General features: G+C 75.3%; 19 protein-coding genes. 17 read left to right on the top strand and 2 right to left on the bottom strand.

Features of this window, described 5'->3' with window-relative positions; translation table 11 throughout:
* Nucleotides 1-35 precede the first annotated feature (35 nt).
* The 12 genes from gcvP (at nt 36) to AOM07_RS09965 (ending at nt 20,343) form a co-directional block, all read left to right on the top strand.
* Entirely contained in the window at nt 36-2,903 is a 2,868-nt protein-coding gene (gcvP, locus tag AOM07_RS10020; RefSeq protein WP_062313365.1) for an aminomethyl-transferring glycine dehydrogenase, read from the top strand.
* A 97-nt stretch (nt 2,904-3,000) separates the two neighbouring features.
* Nucleotides 3,001-4,080: a serine/threonine-protein kinase gene (locus tag AOM07_RS10015; protein WP_062313363.1), complete on the top strand. Its 1,080-nt coding sequence runs from the start codon at nt 3,001-3,003 to the stop codon at nt 4,078-4,080.
* A complete protein-coding gene (locus AOM07_RS10010) occupies nt 4,077-9,986 on the top strand; it encodes an Ig-like domain-containing protein (protein WP_062313361.1) in 5,910 nt (1,969 codons plus the stop codon). Before AOM07_RS10015 ends, AOM07_RS10010 begins: the two co-directional genes overlap by 4 nt.
* Nucleotides 9,987-10,029: 43 nt before the next feature.
* Nucleotides 10,030-10,989, top strand: coding sequence for an AAA family ATPase (locus AOM07_RS10005; protein ID WP_062313359.1), 960 nt, complete (start codon nt 10,030-10,032; stop codon nt 10,987-10,989).
* Complete coding sequence (locus tag AOM07_RS10000; RefSeq protein WP_062313357.1) at nt 10,986-12,353, top strand: DUF58 domain-containing protein; 1,368 nt, start codon at nt 10,986-10,988, stop codon at nt 12,351-12,353. Before AOM07_RS10005 ends, AOM07_RS10000 begins: the two co-directional genes overlap by 4 nt.
* On the top strand, nt 12,350-14,887 hold the full coding sequence (locus tag AOM07_RS09995) for a TgpA N-terminal domain-containing protein (protein ID WP_062313355.1): 2,538 nt from the start codon (nt 12,350-12,352) through the stop codon (nt 14,885-14,887). The genes AOM07_RS10000 and AOM07_RS09995 overlap by 4 nt, the downstream gene beginning before the upstream one ends.
* A gap of 16 nt (nt 14,888-14,903) precedes the next feature.
* On the top strand, nt 14,904-16,856 hold the full coding sequence (locus AOM07_RS09990; protein WP_062313353.1) for an FHA domain-containing protein: 1,953 nt from the start codon (nt 14,904-14,906) through the stop codon (nt 16,854-16,856).
* Nucleotides 16,853-17,674 carry a PP2C family protein-serine/threonine phosphatase gene (locus AOM07_RS09985; protein ID WP_062313351.1) on the top strand — a complete coding sequence of 274 codons (822 nt, stop codon included), beginning with the start codon at nt 16,853-16,855 and terminating at the stop codon, nt 17,672-17,674. Before AOM07_RS09990 ends, AOM07_RS09985 begins: the two co-directional genes overlap by 4 nt.
* The gene (locus tag AOM07_RS09980) at nt 17,671-18,207 is read left to right on the top strand and encodes a hypothetical protein (RefSeq protein ID WP_062313349.1); all 537 of its coding nucleotides are present in this window, start codon (nt 17,671-17,673) and stop codon (nt 18,205-18,207) included. Before AOM07_RS09985 ends, AOM07_RS09980 begins: the two co-directional genes overlap by 4 nt.
* Before the next feature lie 26 nt (nt 18,208-18,233).
* On the top strand, nt 18,234-19,364 hold the full coding sequence (gcvT, locus tag AOM07_RS09975) for a glycine cleavage system aminomethyltransferase GcvT (protein WP_062313347.1): 1,131 nt from the start codon (nt 18,234-18,236) through the stop codon (nt 19,362-19,364).
* A 66-nt stretch (nt 19,365-19,430) separates the two neighbouring features.
* Nucleotides 19,431-19,814, top strand: coding sequence for a glycine cleavage system protein GcvH (gene gcvH, locus AOM07_RS09970; protein WP_062313345.1), 384 nt, complete (start codon nt 19,431-19,433; stop codon nt 19,812-19,814).
* A gap of 16 nt (nt 19,815-19,830) precedes the next feature.
* Nucleotides 19,831-20,343, top strand: a complete 513-nt coding sequence (locus AOM07_RS09965) for a (deoxy)nucleoside triphosphate pyrophosphohydrolase (RefSeq protein ID WP_062313344.1) — start codon at nt 19,831-19,833, stop codon at nt 20,341-20,343.
* A 166-nt stretch (nt 20,344-20,509) separates the two neighbouring features.
* On the opposite strand, the gene AOM07_RS09960 is transcribed toward AOM07_RS09965, so the two are convergent.
* A complete protein-coding gene (locus AOM07_RS09960; protein WP_062313342.1) occupies nt 20,510-21,082 on the bottom strand; it encodes a DNA-3-methyladenine glycosylase I in 573 nt (190 codons plus the stop codon).
* 134 nt (nt 21,083-21,216) lie between these two features.
* Here AOM07_RS09960 and AOM07_RS09955 point away from each other — a divergent pair, with 134 nt between their 5' ends.
* The 5 genes from AOM07_RS09955 (at nt 21,217) to AOM07_RS09935 (ending at nt 26,087) form a co-directional block, all read left to right on the top strand.
* Nucleotides 21,217-22,104 carry a methylenetetrahydrofolate reductase gene (locus AOM07_RS09955; protein WP_062313340.1) on the top strand — a complete coding sequence of 296 codons (888 nt, stop codon included), beginning with the start codon at nt 21,217-21,219 and terminating at the stop codon, nt 22,102-22,104.
* A 63-nt stretch (nt 22,105-22,167) separates the two neighbouring features.
* Entirely contained in the window at nt 22,168-22,608 is a 441-nt protein-coding gene (locus tag AOM07_RS09950; protein WP_062313338.1) for an OsmC family protein, read from the top strand.
* Entirely contained in the window at nt 22,605-23,102 is a 498-nt protein-coding gene (locus tag AOM07_RS09945) for a GNAT family N-acetyltransferase (protein ID WP_062313336.1), read from the top strand. Before AOM07_RS09950 ends, AOM07_RS09945 begins: the two co-directional genes overlap by 4 nt.
* A gap of 158 nt (nt 23,103-23,260) precedes the next feature.
* Entirely contained in the window at nt 23,261-25,585 is a 2,325-nt protein-coding gene (gene metE, locus AOM07_RS09940) for a 5-methyltetrahydropteroyltriglutamate--homocysteine S-methyltransferase (RefSeq protein WP_062313334.1), read from the top strand.
* 67 nt (nt 25,586-25,652) lie between these two features.
* Nucleotides 25,653-26,087, top strand: coding sequence for an iron chaperone (locus tag AOM07_RS09935; RefSeq protein ID WP_062313332.1), 435 nt, complete (start codon nt 25,653-25,655; stop codon nt 26,085-26,087).
* A 25-nt stretch (nt 26,088-26,112) separates the two neighbouring features.
* Here AOM07_RS09935 and AOM07_RS14970 read toward each other — a convergent pair whose 3' ends face one another.
* A complete protein-coding gene (locus AOM07_RS14970) occupies nt 26,113-26,517 on the bottom strand; it encodes a type II secretion system protein (RefSeq protein ID WP_062313330.1) in 405 nt (134 codons plus the stop codon).
* Nucleotides 26,518-26,760: the final 243 nt, after the last annotated feature.

Below are 26,760 nucleotides of genomic sequence, written 5' to 3'. Positions count from 1 at the left end.
CCGATGCGCCACACCAAGGCGGAGCACCGGGCACGATGCGCAAGAATGGGCCGGTGACCTCCTTCGCCGACCGCCACATCGGACCCGACGCCCCCGCCCTCGAGACCATGCTCGCCGCCGTCGGGCACGCCTCCCTGGACACCCTGGTGGACGCCGCCGTGCCGGCGTCGATCCGCGGCGACGACGTGCTCGTCCTGCCGGAGCCGCGCTCGGAGGCCGAGGTGCTCACCGCCCTCCAGGGCCTCGCGGCCCGCAACACCGTGCAGGTGTCGATGATCGGCATGGGCTACCACGACACCATCACGCCGATGGCGATCCAGCGGAACGTGCTCGAGAACCCGGCCTGGTACACCGCCTACACGCCGTACCAGGCGGAGATCTCGCAGGGCCGCCTCGAGGCGATGCTCAACTTCCAGACGATGGTCTCCGACCTCACCGCGCTGCCCGTCGCGGGCGCGTCGCTGCTCGACGAGGCCACCGCGGTCTCCGAGGCCGTGCTCCTCATGCGCCGCGCCGTCCGCGGCAAGGACGGCGGCCGCATCGTGCTCGACGCCGAGTGCCTCCCGCAGACCGTCGAGGTGGTGCGCGCGCAGGCCGAGGCGATCGGCCTGCCGCTCGAGGTCCAGGAGCTCGGCGAGGGCTGGGAGGCCCCCGACGACCTCGTGGGCCTCGTCATCCAGCAGCCGGGTCAGACCGGCGTGGTGCGCGACGTCTCCACGCTCATCGACCTCGCGCACGAGGCCGGCGCGCTCGTCACCGTCGCCGCCGACATCCTCTCGCTGTGCGTCATCAAGGCGCCGGGCGAGCTGGGCGCGGACATCGCGGTCGGCTCGACGCAGCGCTTCGGCGTCCCGCTGTTCTTCGGCGGCCCGCACGCCGCCTACATCGCCGTCCGCGAGGGCCTCGAGCGCCAGCTCCCCGGCCGCCTCGTGGGCGTCTCGGTGGACGCCGACGGAGACCCGGCGTACCGCCTCGCGCTCCAGACCCGCGAGCAGCACATCCGCCGCGACAAGGCCACGTCGAACATCTGCACCGCGCAGGCGCTGCTCGCCGTCATCGCGAGCTTCTACGCCGTCTACCACGGCCCCGAGGGCCTGCGGGAGATCGCGCTGCGCGTCCACACGATGGCGTCGACGCTCGCCGACGCGCTCCGCGCGCGCGGCGCCACGGTCCGCCACGACCACTTCTTCGACACGATCGTCGTCGAGGTGCCGCGCGGCGCGGACTCGGTGGTCGCCCGCATCGCCGCCCGCGGCATCAACGTGCGCCGCCTCGACGCGGACGCCGTCGCGATCGCGTGCGACGAGCGCACGACGCCGGAGATCCTCACCGCGCTGCTCGAGGCGATCCTCGACCGCCGCGCCGAGCGTCCCGTCTACACGGGCCCGACGGTGACGATCCCCGTGAGCCTGCGCCGCACCTCGGACTACCTCCAGCACCCGATCTTCAGCGCGCACCGCTCGGAGACGTCGCTCATGCGGTACATGCGCCGCCTCGCGGACCGCGACCTCGCGCTCGACCGCACGATGATCCCCCTCGGCTCGTGCACGATGAAGCTCAACTCCGCCGTCGAGATGGCGGCCGTGAGCTGGCCCGGCTTCGCGCAGATCCACCCGTTCGCGCCCGCTGACCAGACCGGCGGCTACCGCGAGATGATCGCCCAACTCGAGGGCTGGCTCGCGGAGATCACCGGCTACGCCGCCGTCTCCGTGCAGCCCAACGCGGGCTCGCGCGGCGAGTACGCGGGCCTGCTCGCGATCCGCGAGTACCACCGCTCGCGCGGCGAGTCGGACCGCGACATCTGCCTCATCCCCGCCTCCGCGCACGGCACCAACGCCGCCTCGGCGGTGCTCGCCGGCATGCGCGTCGTCGTGGTCGCGACCGCCGCGGACGGCGAGATCGACCTCGCCGACCTGCGCGCCAAGCTCGCGCTCAACGACGGCAAGGTGAGCTGCATCATGATCACCTACCCGTCCACGCACGGCGTCTACGAGGAGCACGTGGGCGAGGTGTGCGCGGCGGTGCACGATGCGGGCGGCCAGGTGTACATCGACGGCGCCAACCTCAACGCGCTCGTGGGCGTCGCGAAGCCGGGCCACTTCGGCGGCGACGTCTCGCACCTCAACCTCCACAAGACCTTCGCGATCCCGCACGGCGGCGGCGGCCCCGGCGTCGGCCCGGTCGCGGTCGCGGAGCACCTCGTGCCGTTCCTGCCGCGCTCGCTCGCGCCCGTGCAGTCGCCCGCCGAGCTCGCCCGCGAGGGCGCGCCCGTGTCGTCGGCGCCGTACGGCTCCGCGGGCGTGCTGCCCATCTCGTGGGCGTACATCGCGCTCATGGGCCACGGCGGACTGCGCCGCGCGACCGAGACCGCGGTCCTCGCGGCCAACTACGTCGCGACTCGCCTCGACGCGCACTACCCGGTGCTGTTCCGCGGCCCCGGCGGCCTCGTCGCGCACGAGTGCATCCTCGACGTGCGCCCCCTCACCAAGGCCACGGGGATCACGGCGGAGGACATCGCCAAGCGCCTCATCGACTTCGGCATCCACGCGCCCACCATGTCGTTCCCCGTCGCGGGCACCCTCATGGTCGAGCCGACCGAGTCCGAGGACCTCGTCGAGATCGACCGCTTCATCGACGCGATGATCGCGATCCGCGAGGAGATCGCCGCGGTCGAGCGCGGCGACATCGCCGCCGCGGACTCGCCGCTGCGCCACGCTCCGCACACCATGGCGATGGTGGTCGCGGACGGCTGGGACCAGGCGTACGCGCGCGAGCAGGCCGCGTTCCCGGTGCCGTCGCTGCGGCTCGACAAGTACTGGCCGCCGGTGCGCCGCATCGACAACGCGCACGGCGACCGGAACCTCGTCTGCGCGTGCCCGCCGCTCGACGAGTACGAGGCCTGAGGCACGGCCCCGCGCACCGTCGCCACGGGCGGTCCGGTGGCTACGCTGTCGGCATGAGCCCGTCGCCGTCCCGCCGCCACCCCGGGCTCGGAGGGCCATGACGCGTCAGCCCCTCCAGCCGCCGGTGCTGCCCGGGTACACCTACGTGCGCCCGCTGGGGCAGGGCGGCTTCGCGGACGTGTTCCTGTTCCAGCAGGACATGCCGCGCCGCCAGGTCGCGGTGAAGGTGCTCCACGCGCGCGTGCACGATGCTGCCGCGCGCGCCCTCGGCGTCGAGGCGGACGTGATGGCCGCGCTGAGCGCGCACCCGTCGATCCTCACGGTGCACGAGGCGTCGGTGTCGGGCGACGGCCGGCCGTTCATGGTGGTCGAGTACTGCCCCGGCTCCCTCGCGAACCGCTACCGCGCCGAGCAGATCCCGGTCGCCGACGTGCTCGCGGTGGGGGTCCAGATCGCCTCCGCCGTCGAGGCGGCGCACCGCATCGGCATGCTGCACCGCGACATCAAGCCGTCCAACATCCTCGTCACCCAGTTCGGGCATCCCGTGCTGTCGGACTTCGGCGTCGCGACCGCCGTGATGGCCGGCGACGCCGACGACGTCGCGATGAGCCCGCCGTGGAGCGCGCCCGAGGTGATCGACCGGATGAGCTCCGGCACCGTCGCATCGGACGTGTGGTCGCTCGCCGCGACCGTGTACACGCTGCTCGCCCAGCACAGCCCGTTCGACGAGCCCGACCGCCGCCTCCCGCCGGACCAGCTCAAGGCGCGGATCCTCAAGGCGCGCTACCGCGCCACCGGGCGCGACGACGTGCCCGCCGCGCTCGAGGACGCGCTCGCGGGCGGCATGCGCCGCGACCCCGGCGACCGCTTCCCCAGCGCGCTCGCGTTCGGGCAGGCGCTCCAGGCCGTGCAGCGCGACCTCGGCCTGCCCGTCACGCCCCTCGAGGTGCCCACCGACGCGTGGGCGCAGGCCTCGCGCGTGACCGTGGACGATGCGCCGCGCGGGCCCGTCCGCTCGCACGTCCCGATCGCGCAGCGGCGGCGGGCGACCGCGACCGGCACGCTCGCCCGCCCGCCCCACGCGACCCCGCGGACGATCGTCGCGTGGGCGCTCGGCGCCGCCGCGGCGGCCACCGTGACGACGGTGCTCGTGATGACCCTGGCGGGCGGCGGGTGACGGACGTCGGGCGCGCCACCGCCGCGCGCCGCCGCCGCACCGGACGCATCGTCACGGGCGTGGTCCTCGCGGCCGCCACGGTCGGCGCGATCGTCGCGCCCGGCTTCGACGAGCGCGAGGCCGTCGCGGTCGACCCGACCGTGTGGGCGCTGCAGACCGGCGCCGGGGAGCGCTACGCGCGCGTCAACACGGAGCTCGCCGAGGTCGACACCGTCAAGGAGGTCGACTCGCCGTCCGAGATCCTCCAGCACGACGGCAGCCTGCTCGTCCTGTCGGCCGGCTACACGTCCGTGACCGAGCTCGACGCCGGCCGCCCCGTCGACCTCGAGGCGGGCGCGGAGGGCGCCGTCGACACGCCCGCGGGCACCACGGCGATCGCGGCCGAGGGCGACGTGGTCGCGTACCTCGCCGCCGACGGCGACGTGCTCGCCGGGCGGATCTCCGACGGCACCGCGCTCGAGCCGCGCGAGCTCCTGCTCGACTCCGACGACGGGCTCCGCGCGGTCGCGGTCGCGGTCACCGAGGACGGTCACGTCGCGGCGTACTCCCCGACGCTCGGCGGCGTGGTGCGGGCGGACGTCGACGGAGCCGTCGCCGGCATCGACGCGGTGCCCGACGCCCCCGAGGGCGGGAGCTACCAGGTGTCCTTCGCGGGATCCGACTGGGTGCTGCTCGAGGCCGAGACGGCCGAGCTGTGGCGCGAGGGCGTCGACGGCGCGACCGTGACCGGCACCGACGCCGACGCCCGGCTCCAGCGGCCCGCCGCGGGCGGGGACGTGCGGATCGCGGACGGCCGCGGCCTCGTCGTGGTGCCCGCCGACGGCGGCGCGGCCGCACGCGTCTTCGGCTCGGACGCGGTCGCGGGCGTCCCGGCGGCCCCGACCGAGCTCGCCGGCGTCGTCTACGCGGCGTGGCTGCCGGACGGCGACGGCGAGGGCACGCTGTGGAGCTCCTCGGGGCCCACGATCCCGCTCGACTACGGGGGCGGCACGCTCGGCGAACGGCGCGAGCCGTCCCTGCGCTCGAACGGCTCGCGCATGGTCCTCAACGAGGCCCGCTCGGGATGGGTGTGGGAGGTGCCCTCGGGCACGCTCGTGCGCTCGTCGCAGGACTGGGTGCCCGACGAGCAGACGACGGCGGCGGAGGAGCAGCAGGACGTCTCGACCGAGGTGCGCGACCCGCGCCCGCCCGTCGCGGAGGACGATGCGCTGGGGGTGCGCTCGGGACGCCAGGTGCGCCTCCCGGTGCTGCTCAACGACCACGACGCCAACGGCGACCTCCTCACCATCGACCCGGCGAGCCTCACGCAGCCCGACGGCTCGTTCGCCTCGGTGGCGATCGGGGACGACGGCCAGTCGCTCGTCGCCACCGTCGAGGCGGGTGCCAAGGGATCGGCGTCCTTCACGTACGCGATCTCGGACGGATCCGGGCCGGAGGGGCTGTCCGAGCCGGCGACCGTCACCCTCGACGTCGCGCGCGGCAACACGGCCCCGGAATGGTGCGGCGTCCCGGGCTGCGTCGCCGAGTGGCCCGCCCCCCAGGTCGAGTCCGGCGGCACCGTCACCGTCGACGTGCTCGAGGGATGGGTCGACCCCGAGGGCGACCCGGTCTACGTCGAGAGCGCCGTGTCCGAGGACCCGGAGGTCGCGGTCGCCGCGTCGCCCGCGGGCACGGTCGTCATCCGGCACGGCGGCGCCACGCGCGAGATCGAGGTGGAGGTCACGGTCGCGGACGCGCGCGGCGCGACGGCGAGCCGCACGCTGCGCGTCACCGTCGTCGGCGAGCCGCGCCTCACCGTGGAGCCCCTCGCCGTCACCGCGCTGGCCGGCGTGCGGACCTCGATCGCGTTCGCGGACCGGGTCGCGGGCGGCGCGGGCGCCCCCACCGTCACCGAGGCGAGCGTCGATCCGGTCGACTCCGCGACCGTCGAGGTCTCCCCCGACGCGTCCGGCGTGCTCTTCCAGGCCGAGCTGCCCGGCACCTACACGGTCGACGTCACCGTGGTCGACGGGGCCGTGCAGGCGCGCGGCACCGCGCGCGTCACGGTCCTCGCACCCGAGGACGAGGCGCTCGCCACCGTGCCGCTCACCGCCTTCGTGCGGCCCCACGAGGACGTCACCGTCGACGTCATCGACGCCGTCACCAACCCGGGCGGCCGCGTGCTGCTGCTCTCCGACGCGTCCGTCGACGCCACGGACGGCGCCCGCGTCGAGGCCTCGATCGTCGGCCACGGCGCCCTGCGCCTGTCCGGCACCACGGGCGACGGCCAGCCCGGCCTGCTCGGCGTCGTGTCGTACACCGTCTCCGACGGATCCGGCCGGGCGGCGATGACCGTGCGCGGCGAGATCACCGTGATCCTGCTCGACTCGGCGGTCCCCGCGCCGCCGCTCGTCGCGGACGACGCCATCACCGTCCGCGCGGGCGGGCAGGTCGACGTGCGCGTCCTCGACAACGACGTCGCGGCCGCGGGCGCGGTCATCGCGCTCGACGCCGGCTCGGTCGAGGCGCCGCAGGGCGGCGGTCTCGCGTTCGCGGCCGGACCGCTCGTGCGCATCCTCGCGCCCGACAGCCCCGGGACGTACCGGATCCCGTACGCGTCGTACGTGCTCGGCTTCCCGTCGCAGCGCGACACCGGCGTGATCGTCGTGACCGTGACCGACGGCTCCGAGAACGCCGCCCCCACGCCGCGCGACCTCGCGGTGCGGGCCTCGTCGGGCGAGGAGGTGCGGCTCGAGTTCGACGGCACGGGCCTCGACCCCGACGGCGACGAGGTGCGCCTCGACGCGGTCGTGACCCAGCCCGGCGAGGGCGCGGCCCGCGTGAGCGCGGACGGCGCGGCCCTCGTCTACGCGTCGGTAGCGGGCTTCGCGGGCCAGGACGAATTCGACTTCCGGGTCATCGACGCCCGCGGCCGCACCGCGACCGCGACCGCGCGCGTGGGCGTGGTCGCCGTCGAGGCGGACCCGGCGCCCGTCACGTACACCGACTTCGTCCAGGTGCAGGCGGGCTCGGGACGCAGGGTCGTGGTGCAGCCGCTCGCGAACGACCTCGACCTCACCGGCGGCGACCTCGAGCTCGTGGACGTGCGGCCCGACGCGGCCGAGGGCACGGACGAGCGCGCGGCGCTCGCGGCGCTGCTGCCCGCGAGCCTCAACACGGCCGACCAGCTCGCGGACGGCGTCGTCACCTTCGAGGTCGGCCCCGACGTCGGCACCTTCGCCTACCTCTACACCGCCCGCAACGCGACGGGCTCGCTCGCCCAGGGGCGCATCGTCCTCAAGGCCGTGCGCGAGCGGGTCACCGACACCCCGATCGTGGCGGACACGGTGCTCACCCTCGAGACCAGGGACGCCTTCCCCACCGGCGTGGACGTGCTCGCCGGCACCGTCGCGTGGGCCAGCGGGGACGCCGCCACCCTGCGCCTGTCGCTCTGGGGCGAGCAGGACGACCTCGCGGTGGCGGGCTCCGAGATCTCGGGACCGCTGCCCGACGCGACCCGCATCGTCCCGTTCCGCGTCGAAGGCACGGACTTCGCGGGCGACACGTCCGTCGGGTACGGCTTCCTGCGGGTGCTCGGCGGCCAGGACCTCCGGCTCGCGCTGCGCGAGGACGCGCACGTGACCGTCGACGAGGGCGCCTCGGTCAGCGTGGACGTGGCGCCGCTGCTCGCGGCGCCGGACGGCACCGCGGTCGAGCTCGACGGCGCCCAGGTCGTCGCCGGCGGGGCGCGCGAGCAGGCCGCGTGCACCGCCGTCGCCGGCACGACCGTCCGCTACGACGCGGGCAGCGGCGCGCCGTACACCGACACGTGCCTCGTGGCCGTCCGGCTCGCGGGCCAGGACGCGTGGACCGTGCTGCCGATCCCGGTGACGGTCGTCCCGGCGGACCCGGTGCCCACGCTCGTGAGCGCGTCGCTCGAGATCTCCCCCGGCGACGCCGCGGCGTTCGACCTGGGCCGCATGGTGCGGTGGCCCGAGGGTGCCGCGGCGTCCGACGTCCAGGTCGCCGCCACCTACTCGGGCCAGCTCTTCGACGTGCGGCGCGACGGCGCCCGCCTCACCATCGTGGCGAGGGACGATGCGGCGCCCGGGCGCGCGGAGTCCGTCACCGTGTCCCTGCCCGACCACCCCGAGGTGCAGCCGCGCGTGCTGTCCCTCGTCGTCGGGCCCGCGCCCTCCGAGCTGCCCAAGGGCGGCTCCGTGGTCGAGCGCTGCTCGCAGGCCGACGGGGACAGCTGCACGCTCGACGTCGTCGGCGCGGCCGGCGAGGTCAACCCGCTGCCCGGCACCCCGCTCGAGGTGGTGGACGTCAAGGCCGCGGGCGACTGCCCGGACGTCCGCTTCCAGGCGACCGGCGCGGACAAGGTGCGCGTCACCTGGACCTCCGACGCCCCGGGCGGCGTGTGCGAGGCCGTCTTCCGGGTCCGCGACGCGCAGGGCCGCGTGAGCGCCGCCGACCGCTCCGGCAGCATCAGCCTCGACCTCCAGGGCTACCCGCGGGCCCCCGGGGGCGTGTCCCAGGTCGACTACGGGGACGGCTCCGTCACGCTCGCCGTCGCGCCCGGCGGGGCGTCCGGCGCGTACCCCGCGCTCCAGCGCTTCGAGGTGGTGTCGGGGGGCGTCACGGTAGCGACCTGCACCGCCTCGGGCGTGTGCCCCGCGATCACCGGGCTCGCCAACGGCGCGAAGGACACCTACGCCGTGTACGCGGTCAACGCGGTGGGCCGCTCGCGCGCGGCCGCATCGGTCACGGCCTGGGCGTACGCGCCGCCCGCGCCGCCGACGGTGGCGTCGTGGACGCCGTCGGTCACGTCGGGCGACGGCGAGCGCATCGACCTCGTGCTCGAGATCGCCGACGCGTCGACGAGCGCGATCCGGATCGCGGCGGCCGGCACGGAGCAGACGGTCGCGGTGGGGGCGGGCACGCAGCGGCTCGACGGCGTCGCGATCGGCTCCAACACGCCGGTCGACGTCGTGCTCACGCCGCTCACCGCGTTCGACCTGCCGCCCGTGGACGGCGCGGCTGCCGCCGGCGCCGCCGTCACGATCACGGCCCACGGCATCGGTCGGCCCACGATCGACGGCGCGACCCACGCGTACACGACGGGCGCGGACCAGGCCACCATCACCGCGACCGTGACCGCCGGCGGCGTCGGCTCCGCGACGTGGGTCGGGCGCATGGTCGGCGGCCGCTGCGACGCGACGACGCAGGCGTCGGGCGGCACCGCATCGTTCACCGTGCCCGTCGACGCCAACGCGACCAACACGGTGACGGTGTGCGCGGAGAGCCGCGCCGACGGCCAGACCTACGGGCAGGCGGAGACCCGCGACGTGGTGTTCGCCGCCTTCACCGACCCCGGCGCCCCGGTGCTCCAGCGCGGCTACCGCGTGGCGTCGACATGCGACGGCACCGGGACGTCGTGCACCACCGCGCTCGAGCGCGAGCCCCAGTGGCAGCCGCGTCCGGGCCTCGAGCTCTGGTACCGCGGCTCGGACGGGTCGACCTCGCGGTCGTTCGCGGACGTCATGGTCGCCGGCCGCGCCGTGTCGGTGGCCGCGTACTACTGCGTCGACTTCGGCGGCGGGCAGCGCACGTGCTCCGAGCAGACGACGCCCGTGACGCCCGAGTCGGGCGCGCAGTACCGGCCCACCGTCACGTTCCCGGCCTGCACGGTGGGCACCGTCCCGACGGTCACGCTCGGCGGCGCCGCCGCGGACCTGTCCCCGGTGGTGACGATGCTGGACGCGGACGGCGCCCCGACCACCGACGCGGCGCTCATGCGGTCCGCGCGCGTCGTCGTGACGTTCCAGGCGGCGCTCGCGGGCATCGCCGACTGGACCAGCGCCGACGTCACGTGCGGCGGCGCCCCGCCCGACCCCGAGCCCGATCCGACGGTGACGCCATGAGCGGCGTCCGGCCCCGCCGGGGCCCACACGAAAGGAGGCCGCTGTGGCCCTGACCTCCGAGCACACGCAGTGGTTCGAGACCACCTTCGGCAAGCTCGCCGACAACGTCGAGCGGGCCGTGGTGGGCAAGCGCCACGTGGTCGAGCTCGCCTTCACGGCGATGATCGCGGAGGGCCACCTCCTGCTCGAGGACGTGCCGGGCACCGGCAAGACGTCGCTCGCGCGCGCGATGGCGGAGACGGTCCGCGGCACGAGCACGCGGATCCAGTTCACTCCCGACCTCCTGCCCGGCGACGTCACGGGCGTGACGGTCTACGACCAGGGGCGCTTCGAGTTCCACCACGGGCCCGTGTTCGCCAACGTCGTGCTCGCGGACGAGGTCAACCGCGCGTCGCCCAAGACGCAGTCGGCGCTGCTCGAGGTGATGGAGGAGCGGCAGGTCACGGTCGACGGCGTCTCCCGCGAGGTGGGCGCGCCGTTCATGGTGATCGCGACGCAGAACCCGGTCGAGCAGGCGGGGACCTACGCGCTGCCGGAGGCGCAGCTCGACCGCTTCCTCATGCGCACGTCGCTGGGCTACCCCGACCACGCCGCGACGCTGCGGATCCTCGAGCCCGGGCGGCCCACGCGCGTCACCGTGCCCGCCATCGCCGAGCTCGACGCCATCACCGCGATGTCCGCGCTCACCCACGACGTGCAGCAGCACCCGCTCATCTCGGACTACATCGCCCGCATCGTCGGAGCGAGCCGCACTGCGACCCAGGTGCGGCTCGGCGCGTCCATGCGCGGCGCGCTCGCCCTCGCCCGCGCGAGCCGCACGTGGGCGCTCGCGCACGGCCGCCACTACGTGGTGCCGGACGACGTCAAGGCGCTCGCCGAGGTGGTGCTCGCGCACCGCCTCATCCTCGACCCCGAGGCGGAGTTCGACGGCGTCACCCAGGGCGCCGTCATCGGCCAGATCCTGCTCGACACCCCGCCGCCCAGCCAGAAGGACCTCGCGTGAGCGAGCGCCCCGACCGCACCGCGACCCGGACACGCAGCGGCGTGACCGGGACGTACTCGACGCGCACGGAGGTCGCCGACGTCCCGCGCGCGAGGGCGGTCGGGGCGCGGCTGCGCATCGACAGCGCGGCGCGGGCCGCCGGCGACGTCCTCGCGGACGCCTGGTCCGCCGCGCGCTCCGTCGTGACGCCCGCGGGCTGGGTCGTCGCGGGCTGGGCCCTGGCCGGGCTCGCGCTCGGGCTCGCGCTGGGTTGGGAGGAGGCGCTCGTCGGCGGCGTGGTGGGGGCGGTGCTGCTCGTCGCGGCGGTGCCGTTCCTCCTCGGCGACGTCCGCTACCGGGTCGAGTTCGCGCTCGAGCGGGACGCCGTGGTCGCCGGCGAGGAGGCCGCCGGCGAGATCGTCGTCGAGAACGCCGGCCGGCACGCGGCGCTGCCCGGCAGCGTCGAGCTGCCCGTGGGCGAGGCGCTCGTCGAGCTGCACGTGCCGCTGCTGCGCGCCGGGGCCCGCTGGGCCGAGCGGGTCGTGATCCCGCCCCGCCCGCGCGGCATCGTCGAGGTGGGCCCGGCGGCCTCGACGCGCACGGACCCCCTACGGCTGCTGCGGCGCCACCTCGCGTGGGACGAGATGCGGCCGCTGTACGTGCACCCCCGCACCGTCGAGGTGCCGAGCACCTCGCTCGGCTGGATCCGCGACCTCGAGGGCCAGGCGGTGCGCATCCTCACCAACGAGGACATCTCCTTCCACGCCGTCCGCGAGTACCAGCGCGGCGACGCGCAGCGCCACATCCACTGGAAGTCGACCGCGAAGACCGGGACGCTCATGGTGCGCCAGTTCGAGGAGACGCGCCGCTCGCTGCTCATGCTCGTCCTCGACGTGGACCCCGCGTCGTACCGTGACGACGACGAGTTCGAGATGGCGGTGAGCGCGGTCGCGTCGCTCGGCACGCGCGCGATCCGGGACGGCCGCGAGGTGCGGGTCGTGCTCAGCGGCGAGGTGCCGGAGTTCGCCCGCGCCTCGGTGCGCTCCCTGCGCGCGCTGCGCGTGGATGCGCCTCGCGCGCTGCTCGACGACCTCACCCCTGTCGAGTCGACCCACGCCGCGATGGACCTCGGGACCGTGACGCGGATGGTCGCGGAGGACGACCCGGGGACGTCGCTCGCGGTGCTCGTCACGGGCTCCGCGCTCGCGCACGAGCGGCTGCGGACGGCCGCGCTGCGCTTCCCCGCCGACGTCGCGGTGGGCGCGGTCGTGTGCGACCCGTCCTCCGAGCCGCGCACGCACGTGCTCGGGGGGCTCCAGCTCGTGAGCCTCGGCGTGCTCGAGGACCTGCGCCAGCTGCTCGCGCGAGGGGCGGCCCGCGGATGAGCGCGGCGGAGGGCGACGCGCGGCGGCGGGTGCCGACCGCGGTGCTCGTGGCCGCGTGCCTCTACGCGGCGACGATGGTCGAGGCGGTCTGGCTGACCCTGCGGCGCGTGTACCTCCCGACGGACGCGATCGTGTCGACGTACGGGCTCGTCGTCGTCCTCGGCCTCGCGGTCGGGCTCCTCGCGGGCGTCCTCACCGTCGTCCTGCGGCGCGGGCCCGTGCTGCTGCTGGCGCTCGCCTCGGCGGGCTATCTCGCGACGGCGGTGCTCGTCGCGATCCCGGGCGCGACCGCGGCGCCCGAGGCGTTCGCGAACGCGCTCGTCGAGGCGATCCGCGCGCCGGTCACCGGATGGAAGGACGTGGTCACGCTCCCCGTGCCGCTCGGCGAGTACGGGGCGACGCTCGCGGTCCCGCTCGCCCTCGTCGTCGCGACGGCGGCCGGGATCGTCTGGCTCGGCACGCGCGCCCGCTGGTGGGGAGCCGCGGCGGCGGTCGGCGGCGCGGCCTTCGCGGTCGCGATCGCGATCGGGCCCGCCGCCCGCACCGGCCTGTCGGCGCTGCCCGAGCCCTTCGCGGGGCTGAGCCGCGAGATCCTCATCGGCCTCGGCGCGCTCGGCGCGACGCTCGCGTGGATGCTGTGGCGGATGGCCGACGAGCGCCGCCGCGCGCTGCGCGCCGCGGGCGGCGGGATCCGCGGCGAGCGTGCGCCCGGCCGCGCCCTGGGGCGCGCGATCCTCGGCACGACGGTGCTGGTCGGGGCCGTCCTCATCGGCACCGCGGTCGCCGTCCCGGCGGCGCAGTCGCAGCCCCGGGACGTGGCGCGCACGACGATCGAGCCGCGGCTCGTGGTCGACCGCTCGGTGTCGCCGCTGTCGACCTACCGCGGGTACCTCACGGACGAGCGCTACGACGCGCCCCTGTTCTCCGTCGGCGCCGTCACGGGGGACGCCGACCGCCTCCGCGTCGCGACCCTGCCGTTCTTCGACGGCAGCGAGTTCACGGCCGTGGCCCCCGACGGCTACACGCCGCTCCGCTTCCAGCGCGTGCCGTCGGCCCTCCCGGTCGACGGCGACGCGACCGTGTCGCTCACCGTGACCGTCGAGGGGCTCGAGGGCCCGTGGACGCCGCTGCCCGGCGCGCTCGGCGGCGCGGCGTTCGGCGGGCCCCGCGCCGCGGCGCTCGCCGACGGCTTCTACTACTCGCCCGAGGCGACCGCGGGCGTCGTCACGGTGGACGGCGGGGTCGCCGCGGGCGACGAGCTGCGCATCACCGCCGCCGCGCCCGCGGACGTGACGCTCGTGGACGCGGGCGACTCCCCCGGCGCCTCCGGCGTTCCCGCGGACCTCATCCCCGAGTCGCTGCGCGAGTGGGTCGAGGACCAGGGGGTGACCCGCGACGGCGCGGGCCTCGCCTCGCTGGTCGAGAGGCTGCGCGCCCGCGGCTACCTCAGCCACGCGCTCGCCGCGGAGGGGTCGCCGCGCTGGGTGACGGACCTGGGCGACTACGCCTTCGAGCCCTCCGCGGCGGGCCACTCGTACGACCGGATCGACCGCCTGTTCGCCGCGCTGGTCGAGCGCGAGGCCGAGGCGGGGGCGAGCGCGTCCGACGCGCAGCTCGTCGCGGCCGTGGGCGACGACGAGCAGTTCGCGGTCGCGGTCGCGCTGCTGGCCGCCGAGCTCGGCTTCCCCGCCCGCGTCGTCGTGGGCGTGCGCATCGCCGAGACGGACGTCCACGACTGGACGCCGCCCGTGTGCCAGGAGGTCTGCCGCGGTCGCAACATGAGCGTGTGGACCGAGGTGCGGTCCGGCGCGGGCGACTGGATCCCCGTGGACGTGAGCCCCCAGCACGAGAACCCCGTGTCGCCGACGGTCGCGACGCAGCGCGAGCCCGAGCTGCCGACCGCCACCGACCCGGACCGCGCCGAGCCCATCGAGGCCGTCGCGGCGCTCAAGGGCCGCAGCGGCGGAGGCGAGGCCGCGCCGGTCGTCGAGACGGGCGCCTCGTGGTTCACGGGTTGGGTGCGGGTCGCGCTCGGCGGCGCGCTCGTCCTCGCGCTGCTGCTGGGCCCGCTGCTCGCGATCCTCGTGGCCAAGGCGGTCCGCCGCTCGCGCCGGCGCCGCGCCGCGCCGCGCGCCGCCGCGGAGGGCGGCTGGGACGAGTACGTCGACCTCGGCCTCGACGCGGGCCTCGCGCCGATGCCGCTGGCCACCCGGCGCGAGGTCGCGGAGGCCTACGGCACCGCCAACGGCGTCGCGCTCGCGGCGCTCGCGGACAGGGCCACGTTCACGCGCGAGGGCGTCGAGAGGGACGATGCGCGGCGCGCCTGGGACATGCTGGCGGCCGACCGCGCGGAGCTCCGGGCGCGACAGGGGTGGTGGCGTAGGCTCGGCGCACGGCTCTCGACCCGCTCGCTGCTGGGCCGGAGGGACGTGACGACGGCCGCGCCGGGCCATGAGGGCGTGCACGTCGATGAGCGGTGGCGCCTCGTGTCGACGGCGCCGGGCTCGTCCTCGGCACGACGGCGTGGGGCTTGAGGGAAGGAGCACGGGGATGACGGCAGGGCTCATGACCGAGGTGGTCGGCGCGACGACGGTGCAAGGCTTCACCGGGATCGCGGTGGTCGGGCTGCTCGTCCTCGCGTACGCGGTCGGCCTCGTGTGGATGGGCCTCGCGCTCGGCGCGATCTTCCGGAAGGTCGGCGCGCGTCAGGCGCGCGCCTGGATCCCGGTCGCCCGCCACGCCGAGTTCGCGCAGCTCACGCAGTCGACCGTCGCCGGCACCGTCGCGGCGCGCGTCGCCACGGGGCTGGGCCTGGCCTCCTGGGTGTACGGCGCCTACCTCGCCGGCTCCGTCTCGATCGCGCTCGCCGGCCTCGCGATCGCGAGCGTCGCCTCGGTGACCTCGTGGGTGCTGTGGATCGTGCAGACGCATCGCTTCGGGCTCGACCACTCCCTGTCCGGCGCGCTGCCCGTGCTCGCCGCGCTCGCCCCCGGCCTGTGGGCCGCGATCGTCGGCTGGTCCTCCATGGTGCGCCCCGTCTCGGGCACGGTTCCCGTGCGCGCACCAGCGCAGGAGGACGAGGAGGCCGACGTGCCCGCGGACGATGCGGTGCTCGCGACCGTGCCCGCCGCCGACACGCGCGAGCATGCCGTGGTCGAGGCCCCCGAGTGGGGCGCGACCCCCGCCGCCGCGCTGTGGTCGCGCGCGCCCGAGGACCGGCCCGACGTCGCCGCGATGTACCCGGTCGAGCCCTTCACCGGCAGCGACGGCTACCCCGATGACGAGCCGATGCCCGGCACCGCGGCCGCCGAGCCCGAGCCCGAGGCCGCGGAGGCTGAGGCCGTGGAGCCCGAGCCGGCGCCCGAGGCGCTCGTCGAGCCGGAGCCCGAGCCGGCGCCCGCGGCGGAGCAGCCCGAGGTGGTCGCCGAGGCGAAGCCGGAGCCCGCCCCGACGACCGAGCCGCTGCCGACCCGCCGGTCCCCCTACGCCTCGCTCGCGCCGCGCGACCTCGCCGACGAGCCGCCCGCCGTGGCGCGCCGCTCCCCGTTCGCCGATCTCGCCCCCCGCACCCTGCCCGCCGAGGCCGCCGCATGGACGGCCGCGCTCGGCTCCGACGAGCCGCTCGCGGAGGAGCCCGCGCCCACGGCCGAGGCCGCCGCCGCGACCGTGCCGGCCTTCGAGCCCGCCGCGGAGCCCGAGCCGACGCCCGAGCCGACGCCCGAGACCACCACCGAGACCACGGTCCAGCCCGCGGTCGCCTCCGCGCCGCCCGCCCCCGAGGCCGCCGCTGAGCCGGAGGCCGCCGCCGAGCCGGAGGCCGCCACGGAGGAGCCCGCCGCACCTCCGTACGTCGAGCCGACGCCCACCATGCCGATCAGCCCCTACATGCGCGGCGGGGCTGCCGCGCCGCCGCGCGCCCCCTCCACGGTCCCCACCTTCGAGATGCCGCAGGCGCCCGAGCCCGTCGTCGCGCCCGAGCCGCCCGCCGACCTGGCCGCTCCGCCGGCACCGCCCGCCCCGGAGGCGGAGCGCCCGTCCGTCATCGCGCCGCCGCCCGTCGCGCCGCCCACCCCCGAGCCCGCTGCCGCGCCGGAGACCGCGCCCGCGCCCGCCGCATCGTCCCCCGCGCCCGAGCACGACGACCGCACCCAGGTGTCGACCCGGCAGCGCGAGGCCTGGGAGCTCGTGACGTCCGAGGGCGGCACGCACCGCTTCGACGCCGCGGCGGTGCTGCTGGGCCGGCTCGGCGGGATGCCGCCGGTCGACGGCACGCGGCGGCTGGACCTCGCGGACTCGACGCGCACCGTCTCGAAGTCCCACGCCCGGCTCGTGCTTCAGCGCGGCACGTGGTGGGTCGAGGACCTCGGCTCGACCAACGGCACGTTCCTCGTCGACGCGGACGGCCGCGAGACGCAGGTGCCCGCAGGTGTGCCCACGGCCGTCGCGGGCCGCCTCATCCTCGGCGATGTCGAGGTCGAGATCCGACGCCGAGGCACCGCGTGAGCGGGGACTCCTCGCCGGACGTCGCGGGCGCGGGGGTGACCGCGGTCGGCGGCCGCGCCCGCAACGAGGACGCGTTCATCGCCGAGACCCCCGTGTTTGTCGTGGCCGACGGCATGGGCGGGCACCTCGCCGGAGCGGAGGCCGCCTGGGCGGCGATGGCGGCCTTCCAGCCGCTGGTCGGAACCGCTCCGGTCACGCCGGACGACGTCGCGCGTGCGCACCTCGAGGCGCGGCGCAACGTCGCGGCGGTGCAGGCGGACGTGGGGGCCGCGTCCGGCACCACCCTCACCGGCGCTGTCGCGGTCATGCACGGCGGCAGCCCGTGGTGGATGGTGATCAACGTGGGCGACTCGCGCACGTACGCGCTCGACGGCGGCGAGCTCCGCCAGGTGACGGTCGACCACTCCCACGTGCAGGAGCTCGTCGATGCCGGCCGGATCACGCCCGCGCAGGCGCTCGTCCACCCGGACCGCAACATCCTCACGCGCGCGATCGGCGACGACATCCTCGAGATGGACGCCTGGCTCGTGCCGCAGGTGCCCGGACGCCGGCTCATCGTGGCGAGCGACGGCCTCATGAAGGAGGTCGAGGACCGCGAGATCGGCGAGATCGCCGGGTTGATCGGCGACGCCGCGACCGCGGCCGCCGCGCTCGTCGACCTCGCCCTCGGCCGCGGCGCGACGGACAACGTCACCGTCGTGGTCGCCGACGCGACGTCGACCACGCCGCACGAGGCGGACGCCGCCCCGTGGCCGGTGTGGGGCGCGGACGAGCACGAGGACACCACGCCGAGCGCCCGGAGGCGAGGCGACGCGTGACGGACGACCACGAGACCCGGGTCTCCGCCCGCCGCGCCCGCGCCGGCGAGGAGCCGCCGGCCGACGACACCGCGGTCTCGGACCGCGCGACGGCGGACCCGACGCGGATGTCGCGGCGGCGCATCGCCGAGAGCGCCACCCAGCCCGCGGAGCCGGACCCGGCCGAGGTGTCGACGCGCCCGGCCGACGACCGGGCGCCGCGCCGCGAGGATGGCGCACTACGCCCGCCGCCGGACCTCGAGGCCCGGCTGCGATCCGCGGGCGGCGTCCCGCCGACCCGCGCCGGGGACTTCGGCGGCTCGCCGCAGCACTACTACCCCCGCATCCGTCACACGCAGGACGCCGCCGGGGCGGGCGTGTGGCCCGAGCCGCCGCGCACGACCGAGCGGGCCCCCGAGGTGCTCGACGAGTCCGGCCGCGAGGAGCGGCGCGCCGCCGCGGCGCGATCCCGGCGACGCCGGACGGGGCTCGCGGTCGCGGGCGGGATCGGCGCCCTCGCCGGCGCCGTCGCGGTCGCGCTGGCGCTGCTGTAGCGCCCCGCGCCGATACGCTGGGCGGCATGTCAGACGCCACCCTGCGCTCCCCGCTCCACGACCAGCACGTCGCGCTCGGAGCGACGCTCGTCCCCTTCGCGGGATGGGAGATGCCGGTGCGCTACACGGGCGACATCGCCGAGCACACGGCCGTCCGCACGGCCGCCGGGCTGTTCGACCTCTCCCACATGGGCGAGATCTCGATCCGCGGCGCCCAGGCCGCCGAGTTCCTCGACCACGCGCTCGTGGGCCGGATCTCCGCGGTGGCGCTGTGGGGCGCGAAGTACACGATGCTGTGCACGCCCGAGGGCGGCGTCATCGACGACCTCATCGTCTACCGCCGCGACTGGGACCACTTCTTCATCGTCGCCAACGCGGCCAACAAGGACGTCGTGGTCGCCGAGCTCACCGACCGGCTCGCCGGCTTCGACGCGAGCCTCGAGGACATCTCCCGCGAGGTGGCCCTCATCGCGGTCCAGGGCCCGCGCGCCGAGGACATCGTGGCCCGCATGTGCACCCGCGGCGACGACGACATCCACGCGATGCGGTACTACTCCGCCGCGAACGTCCTGCTCGAGGGCGATATCCACGCCTTCGTCGCGCGCACCGGCTACACGGGCGAGGACGGCTTCGAGCTGTTCGTCGACGCCGACGAGGCCGCGGCCGTCTGGGCCCTCGCGCTCGCGACCGGAGCCGACGACGGGCTCGTCCCGTGCGGCCTGTCCTCCCGCGACACCCTGCGTCTCGAGGCCGGGATGCCCCTGTACGGCCAGGAGCTCACCCGCGACACCACCCCCTTCGACGCGGGGCTCGGGCGCATCGTCGTGTTCGGCACCCCGACCAAGCCGCGCGGCGACTTCGTGGGCCGCGAGGCGCTGCTGCGCGCGAAGGTCGAGGGGCCCTCGCGCGTCCTCGTCGGGCTGCTCGGCGACGGCCGCCGCGCGGCGCGCGCCGGCTACGGCGTGCTCGACGCCGACGGCGAGACCGTGGGCGTGGTGACCTCCGGGGCGCCCTCGCCGACGCTCGGCCGCCCGATCGCGATGGCGTACGTGCCTGCGACGCTGGCCGAGCCGGGCACCGTCGTCGGCATCGACGTGCGCGGCCGACGCGAGGACATGACCGTGACCGCGCTACCTTTCTACTCGCGGGCCTCGTAGGCTCGTCCCAGGGCCGGACCGCCGGCGCCGCCGCACCACTGCCGCCGTCCCCAGAGAGGGGTTGCCATGTCGAACGTTCCCGAGGAGCTCGCCTACTCAGCCGAGCACGAGTGGGTGTCCGGTGAGCCCGACGCGGGCGCCGAGGTCACCGTCGGGATCACCGAGCACGCCGCGCAGGCGCTCGGCGACATCGTCTATGTCGAGGCGCCGCGCGTGGGCGACACGGTCGTCGCGGGCGAGGTCTGCGGCGAGCTCGAGTCGACCAAGGCCGTGAGCGAGCTCTACTCGCCCGTGTCCGGCACCGTGGTCGCGGTCAACGAGGCCCTCGAGGGCGCTCCCGAGACGCTCAACTCCGACGCGTACGGCGACGGCTGGATCTTCAAGGTCGAGATCTCCGAGACCGCGACCGACCTGCTCGACGCCGAGGCCTACGCGGCGCTCACCGAGTAGCAGACGGGCGGTCCCCGTGCCTGTCAACACCCGCCTCGTGGTCGCCGCGGCGATCACCGACTCCCTCGACGCCCCGCGCCGCCTGCTCGCGGCCCGCCGGAGCGCGCCGTCCGCGCTCGCTGGCCTGTGGGAGTTCGCCGGCGGCAAGGTCGAGCGCGGCGAGACGGCCGAGCACGCCCTGCGCCGCGAGCTGCGCGAGGAGCTCGGGGTCGAGGTGGAGATCGGCGACGAGGTGATCGGGCCCGACGACGGGCACGGCGTCGAGGACTCGTGCGGCGACGACCCGGTGTGGATGCTGCGCCCGGGCGACGCCGACCTCGAGCGGCTCGTCATGCGCGTGTGGTGGGCCAGGATCCTGCCCGGCGCGGACGGCGCCGCGGTCGAGCCGCGCCCGCTCGAGGACCACGACGAGCTGCGCTGGCTCGAGCCCGGCGGCTGGCGCGACGTGCCGTGGCTGCCGGCCGACAAGCGCATCGTCGAGGCGCTGCTCGAGGACGCCATCGAGCGTCACCGTCGCGCCTACTGCTGACGACGGCGCGCATGCTTCGAGCGTGCACGCGCGCGAAATCGGACATATCCACATCAAGTGGATACAAATGTGGACAACTCGCGCCAGCGCGCGGCGCCATGCGCCAGTGCGATGGACGTTGCGCGGTGTGACGGGCGTGAGCGCCGGTGCGCATCGCGTGCGCGCCTCAGCCCGCCCGTGCGGCGACGCATCCCGCGATGTGGTCGTCTACCAGGCCGCATGCCTGCATCGCCGCGTACATCGTGGTCGGCCCCACGAAGACGAAGCCCGCGCGCTTGAGCTCCTTGGCGAGCGCGACGGACTCCGGGGTCGAGGCGGGGACCTCCGCCCATGAGGCGGGCGCGACGGCCCGCGGCGCCGGCGCGAACGACCAGAACAGCTCGTCGAGGCTCGTGCCCGACTCCCGGAGCGCCACCGTCGCCCGCGCGTTGACGATCGCCGACTCGATCTTGCGGCGGTTGCGCACGATCCCCGCGTCCGCCATGAGCCGCTCGACGTCGCCCTCCCCGAACGCGGCGACGGCGTCCGGCTCGAAGCCAGAGAACGCCTCGCGGTAGCCCTCGCGCTTGCGCAGGATGGTGATCCACGCGAGGCCCGACTGCGCCCCCTCGAGCACGATGCGCTCGAGCAGCGCCGCGTCGCCGTGGACCGGCAACCCCCACTCCTCGTCGTGGTAGCGCTCGTACAGCGGGTCGCCCGCGCCGAAGCAGCGGACGAGGTCGTTCGTCTCCGTGATCATGGGACCAGTGTGCAGGGACGATGCGACGGCGGCCGCCGCCGTTTTCGGCACCGGGAGGCACTTCTCGTCGGCGCGGGGCCGGGGTCATCACCCCTCTGGCCGGGTCCGCGGGCGCCGGGTATGGTGAGCGCGCCATGACGATCCGTGACCTGCTCGCCGCCGGGCGCCGCACGCTCTCCTACGAGCTCTTCCCGCCCCGCACCCCCGCCGCCGAGTCGACCCTCATGGAGACCATGGACCTGCTCGCGGCGACGCGGCCCGACTTCATGTCGATCACCTACGGCGCCTCGGGCACCACGCGCGGCACGTCGCGCTCCGTCGTGCACCGGCTCGCGGTCCAGCACACGATCCCGCCGCTCGCGCACCTCACGTGCGTCGACCAGTCCCGCGCGGAGCTCGTCGAGGTCATCGAGACCTACCTCGCGGAGGGCGTGCGCGACTTCCTCGCGCTGCGCGGCGACCCGCCCCGCGGCCAGGTCGACTGGCGTCCCCACCCCGACGGGCTGCTCTACGCCTCCGAGCTCGTCACCCTGCTGCGCGAGGTCGCGCGCGCCCACGGCGTGCAGGACCTCAGCGTCGGCGTGACCGCCTTCCCCGCGCAGCACGCGATCGAGCGCTTCCGTCAGCTCGGCCTCGACGTGCTCCGCGCCAAGCAGGACGCCGGCGCCGACTTCGCCATCACCCAGGTCTTCTACGAGGTCGACCAGTACGTCGCGCTCGTCGAGGACGCCGCCGCCGACGGCATCCACCTGCCGGTCATCCCCGAGGTCATGCCGCTCGTGAGCCTGCGCCGCGCCAAGCGGGCCGCCGAGCTCACCGGCGTCCCGACGCCCGACGAGCTGTTCGCCGAGCTCGAGGTCGCGGAGGACGATGCGGCGGCCCGGGCGGCGGGCGTGGCGCACGCCGCGCGGCTGTCGCGGGGCCTGCTCGACGCCGGCGCCCCCGGCATCCACATCATCACGTTCAACCAGCACGCGGCCGCGCTCGAGCTCGTCGACGCGATGGGACTGGTCCGCGACTGACCCGCGTCGCGGTCGGCGGCGCGGACGTCCGCGGCACCCCCGCGGTCGTGCGACCATCGACCCATGACGCGCACCGCCACCCCCCGATCCGTGACCCTCACCCGCGAGTCCGAGGGCGTCTACGTCGCCACCGGCCAGGACGGCGCCCAGCTGCGCTTCGGCCGCGGCGAGGGCCTGCTGTCGCCCGTCGAGCTCATGCTCGCCGCGATCGCCGGCTGCTCGTCGATCGACGTCGACGCCATGACGACGCGTCGCGCCGAGCCCGAGCGCTTCGAGGTGACCGCCTCGGCCGACAAGGTGACCGAGGACGGCGCCAACATCCTCGAGGACATCCGCGTGCTCTTCGACCTCGCGTTCCCCGAGGGCGAGGCCGGCGACGCCGCGCGCAAGCGCATCGGCGCCGCGCTGCGCGCCTCGCACGAGAAGCACTGCACCGTGTCCCGCACGGTCGAGGCGGGCGTGCCGGTCGCGCTCGTCGAGGCCGAGCCGCGCCCCTCCGCGTGAGCCGCGGCGTCGAGGTCGTCCTCGACGCCGGCCCCGAGCACGCGGCCGAGGCGGTCGCGGTGATGCACCGCGCCTTCGCCGAGTACGCGGCCACGGGGCTGCCGTCGGGCGCGATGACCGAGACCGCCCACACGCTCCGCGAGGAGATGGCCGGCGGCACCCGCGTCGCCCTCCTCCGCGTCGACGGCCGCGCCGTCGCCATGGCGAAGCACCACCCCGCCGCGGACGGCTCGCGCTACTTCGGCCGGCTCGGCGTCGTGCCGGAGGAGCGGGGGAACGGGCACGCCGCGACGCTCGTGCGTGCGCTGCGCGCGGACGCCTGGGCCGCGGGACTTGCGGGCCTGTCGTGCCTCGTGCGCGAGGACGAGGACGGCAACATCGCCGTCTACCAGGGGCTCGGCATGACGGTGGTGGGCCGCGGCGAGCGGCGCAGCCGCACGGGGGCGCTCATCCGGGTCGTCGAGATGCGCGACGCGGAGGCCTCCGCGGACTGATCGACACGTGTCCGCGAAGTGGGACGATGCGTCCAGTCGGTGGACATCCCCCCTGGCGGAGAGCGTCGCGACGGGTTAGTCTGACCGCGCAACTCGGCGCTGCGCGCGTCGACCAAGCGCAATGGCGAGCCCGCCGCGCACCATCCTCATGAGGAATCATGTCTGAGCAGAACAACGTCTCTGTCCCTGCGCACACCTTCCCGGGCGGCACCATCCTGGGCTACCCCCGCATCGGCCGAATGCGCGAGCTCAAGCGGGCGCTGGAGTCCTTCTGGAAGGGCGCGACCACGGCGGACCAGCTCGAGTCCGCGGCGCGCGAGCTGCGCCTGGCGAACCTCGCCCGCCTCGCCGAGCTCGGCCTCGACAAGGACGCGTCGGCGATCCCCAGCAACTTCTCGTTCTACGACCACGTCCTCGACGCCGCGGTGACGCTCGGCGCGATCCCCACCCGCTTCGCGGACCTGCGCGACGCGGACGGCGGCGTCGACCTCGCCGGCTACTCGACCATCGCCCGCGGCGTGGGCGACAAGGCGCCGCTCGAGATGACCAAGTGGTTCGACTCGAACTACCACTACCTCGTTCCGGAGATCGGCCCCGAGACGGTCTTCGCGCAGTCGAGCACCCGCTGGGTCGACGAGTTCGTCGAGGCGAAGGAGGCGGGCTACCTCACCCGCCCGGTCATCACCGGCCCGCTGACGTTCCTGTACCTGTCCAAGCCGAGCGACGAGGCGCCCGAGGGCTTCCGCCCGATCGACCGCCTCGAGGACGCCCTCGAGGTCTACGGCAACCTCCTCGAGGCCTTCAAGGCCGCCGGCGCGGAGTGGGTGCAGATCGACGAGCCCATCCTCGTGGCGGACATCGATGCGGACCGCGACGAGGTGCTCGCGAACGCCGCCAAGGTCTACGGCTCGCTGGCGACCCTCGCGAACCGTCCCGCGCTGTTCGTGGCGGCGCCGTACAACGCGCTCGACGACGCGCTCCCGGTGCTCCGCGACTCCGGCGTCGAGGCGATCGGCCTCGACCTCGTGCGCGGCGGCGTGCCCTCGGGCACGGACCTCTCCGGCGTCACCGTGGTCGCGGGCGTCGTGGACGGCCACAACATCTGGCGCACCGACCTCGACGAGGCGCTCCGCAAGGCCAAGGAGGTCGAGGCGCTCGGCGCGACGGTCGCGGTGTCCACCTCGACGTCGCTCTTCCACGTGCCCCACACCCTCGAGGGCGAGGAGCACCTGGGCGCCGAGCTGCTCAGCTGGCTCGCGTTCGCGGACGAGAAGGTGGCGGAGGTCGTCACCCTCGCGACCGCGCGCGAGCAGGGCGAGGAGGCGGTGGCCGATGCGCTCGCCGCCTCGCGTGCCGCGCTCGCGTCGCGCAAGGCGCACCCGGGCACCAACAAGGCGGACGTCCGCGACGCGCTCGCGGCCGTCTCGGACGCCGACCTCGACCGGCCGGCGTACTCGGTGCGTGCCGCGGCCCAGGACGCGCGGTTCGCGCTTCCCGAGCTGGCGACCACGACCATCGGCTCGTTCCCGCAGACGCAGGACATCCGCAAGGCGCGCGCCGCGTGGGCGAAGGGCCAGATCGACGACGCCGCCTACGAGGAGGCGATGAAGGCGGAGATCGCCCGCGTGGTGAAGCTCCAGGAGGACCTCGGCCTGGACGTGCTCGTGCACGGCGAGGCCGAGCGCAACGACATGGTCCAGTACTTCGCGGAGCTGCTCGACGGCTTCGACGTCACCGTCAACGGCTGGGTGCAGTCGTACGGCTCGCGCTGCACGCGGCCGTCGATCCTGTGGGGCGACGTCACGCGTCCCGAGCCGATGACCGTGCGCTGGACGGCCTACGCGCAGTCGCTGACCGACAAGCCGATGAAGGGCATGCTCACGGGACCCGTGACGATTCTCGCGTGGTCCTTCGTGCGCGACGACCAGCCGCTCGGCGTCACCGCCAACCAGGTGGCGCTCGCGCTCCGCGACGAGATCCGCGACCTCGAGGCGGCCGGCATCGGCATCATCCAGGTCGACGAGCCGGCGCTGCGCGAGCTGCTGCCCCTGAAGAAGAAGGATCAGGCGGCGTACCTCGACTGGTCCGTGAGCTCGTTCCGGCTCGCGACCTCGGGCGCTCACGACGACACCCAGGTCCACACCCACCTGTGCTACTCGGAGTTCGGCGAGATCATCGACGCGATCGACGGCCTCAACGCCGACGTCACCTCGATCGAGGCGGCCCGCTCGCGCATGGAGGTGCTGCCCGCCATCAAGGGCCACGGCTACGAGCGTCAGATCGGCCCGGGCGTGTGGGACATCCACTCGCCGCGCGTCCCCTCGACCGAGGAGATCACCGAGCTGCTCTCGCTCGCCAAGGAGTCGATCCCCGGCAAGCAGCTGTGGGTCAACCCCGACTGCGGCCTCAAGACGCGCGCGTACGCGGAGACCACCGCGACGCTCGAGCACATGATGGAGGCCACGCGCGCCGTCCGCGCGTAGCGCTCCGCCGCACGTCGCCACGGCCCGGACCTCCCCGCGAGGCCCGGGCCGTGGCACGATCGGAGCCATGAGCGAGTTCACCGACGAGGAGCGCGCCGCGATGAAGGAGACGGCGGCCGAGAGGCGCGCCGCCGCCAAGCGGGCCAAGAGCGCAGACAAGGCCGCCGCCGACCTGGAGGACGTCCTCGCGAAGATCGCGGAGATGCCGGACGCGGACCGGGCGCTGGCCGAGCGCGTCCACGCGATCGTCACGCGGGTGGCCCCCGCGCTCGCGCCCCGCACCTGGTACGGCATGCCCGCCTATGCGAAGGACGGCAAGGTGCTGTGCTTCTTCAAGCCCGCGGAGAAGTTCAAGTCCCGGTACGCCACGCTCGGCTTCGAGGACGTCGCGGCGCTCGACGACGGCGCGATGTGGGCGACGTCGTACGCCCTCGTCTCGCTCTCCGAGGACGAGGAGAGCGCGATCGCGGAGCTCGTCGCCCGCGCCGCTGAGGCCGCGTAGGCGCGAGGCAGAGGCCGCGTAGGCGCTAGCAGGTGCCGGCGCCGAGCCCGCCGGCCGCCGAGTACTGCATGCCCGTGGCGGCGACGTCGCCCGCGGCGTGCTTGACCCACACGCACCACGTCGTCTCGTCGCCCGGCACGAAGGCCTGGAACTCGACGCCGTCGGACACGTTCGCGACGTAGTTCGCCTCGACCTTGTACTGGTCCGCGTCCACTCCGACGGACGGCGCCGCGCTCGACTCCTTGTACTCGGCGGCGATCGCCGTGCCGAGCGACGTGAGGTCTGCCCTCGCCGCCGTGTCGTTGGCCTTCTGCCTCTGGGTCAGGAACAGCGGCAGCGCCAGCGCCGCCAGGACCGCGATGATCACCATCGTCACCAGCAGCTCGACGAGCGTGAAACCCTCGTCGGCGCGCGTGAACTTCCCCCTCATGAGAACCCCCCTCAAGGTTCCGCGCCCCGCAGGGCACCTTCGCATCCTAGCCCTGAACAGCCCTTTTGCGCCCGGTTTGTCTCCTGTCACCACCTGTGCCGAGTGTGGATGGCAGACGCTCCCGTGATTTATGCACGAAGCGACGGCCGGGGCAGGCGACGGCCGGCGGAGGCGATGTCCCCGGCCCCTCGGGCGCGGCCGTGGTCCCCTCGGGACGCGGACGGGGGCGCCGTGCGGATCGCC

The sequence above is a fragment of the Demequina rhizosphaerae genome, from assembly GCF_000971255.1.
In the GTDB taxonomy this organism is placed as follows: domain Bacteria; phylum Actinomycetota; class Actinomycetes; order Actinomycetales; family Demequinaceae; genus Demequina; species Demequina rhizosphaerae.
This window is presented reverse-complemented; position numbering and strand designations above follow the sequence as displayed.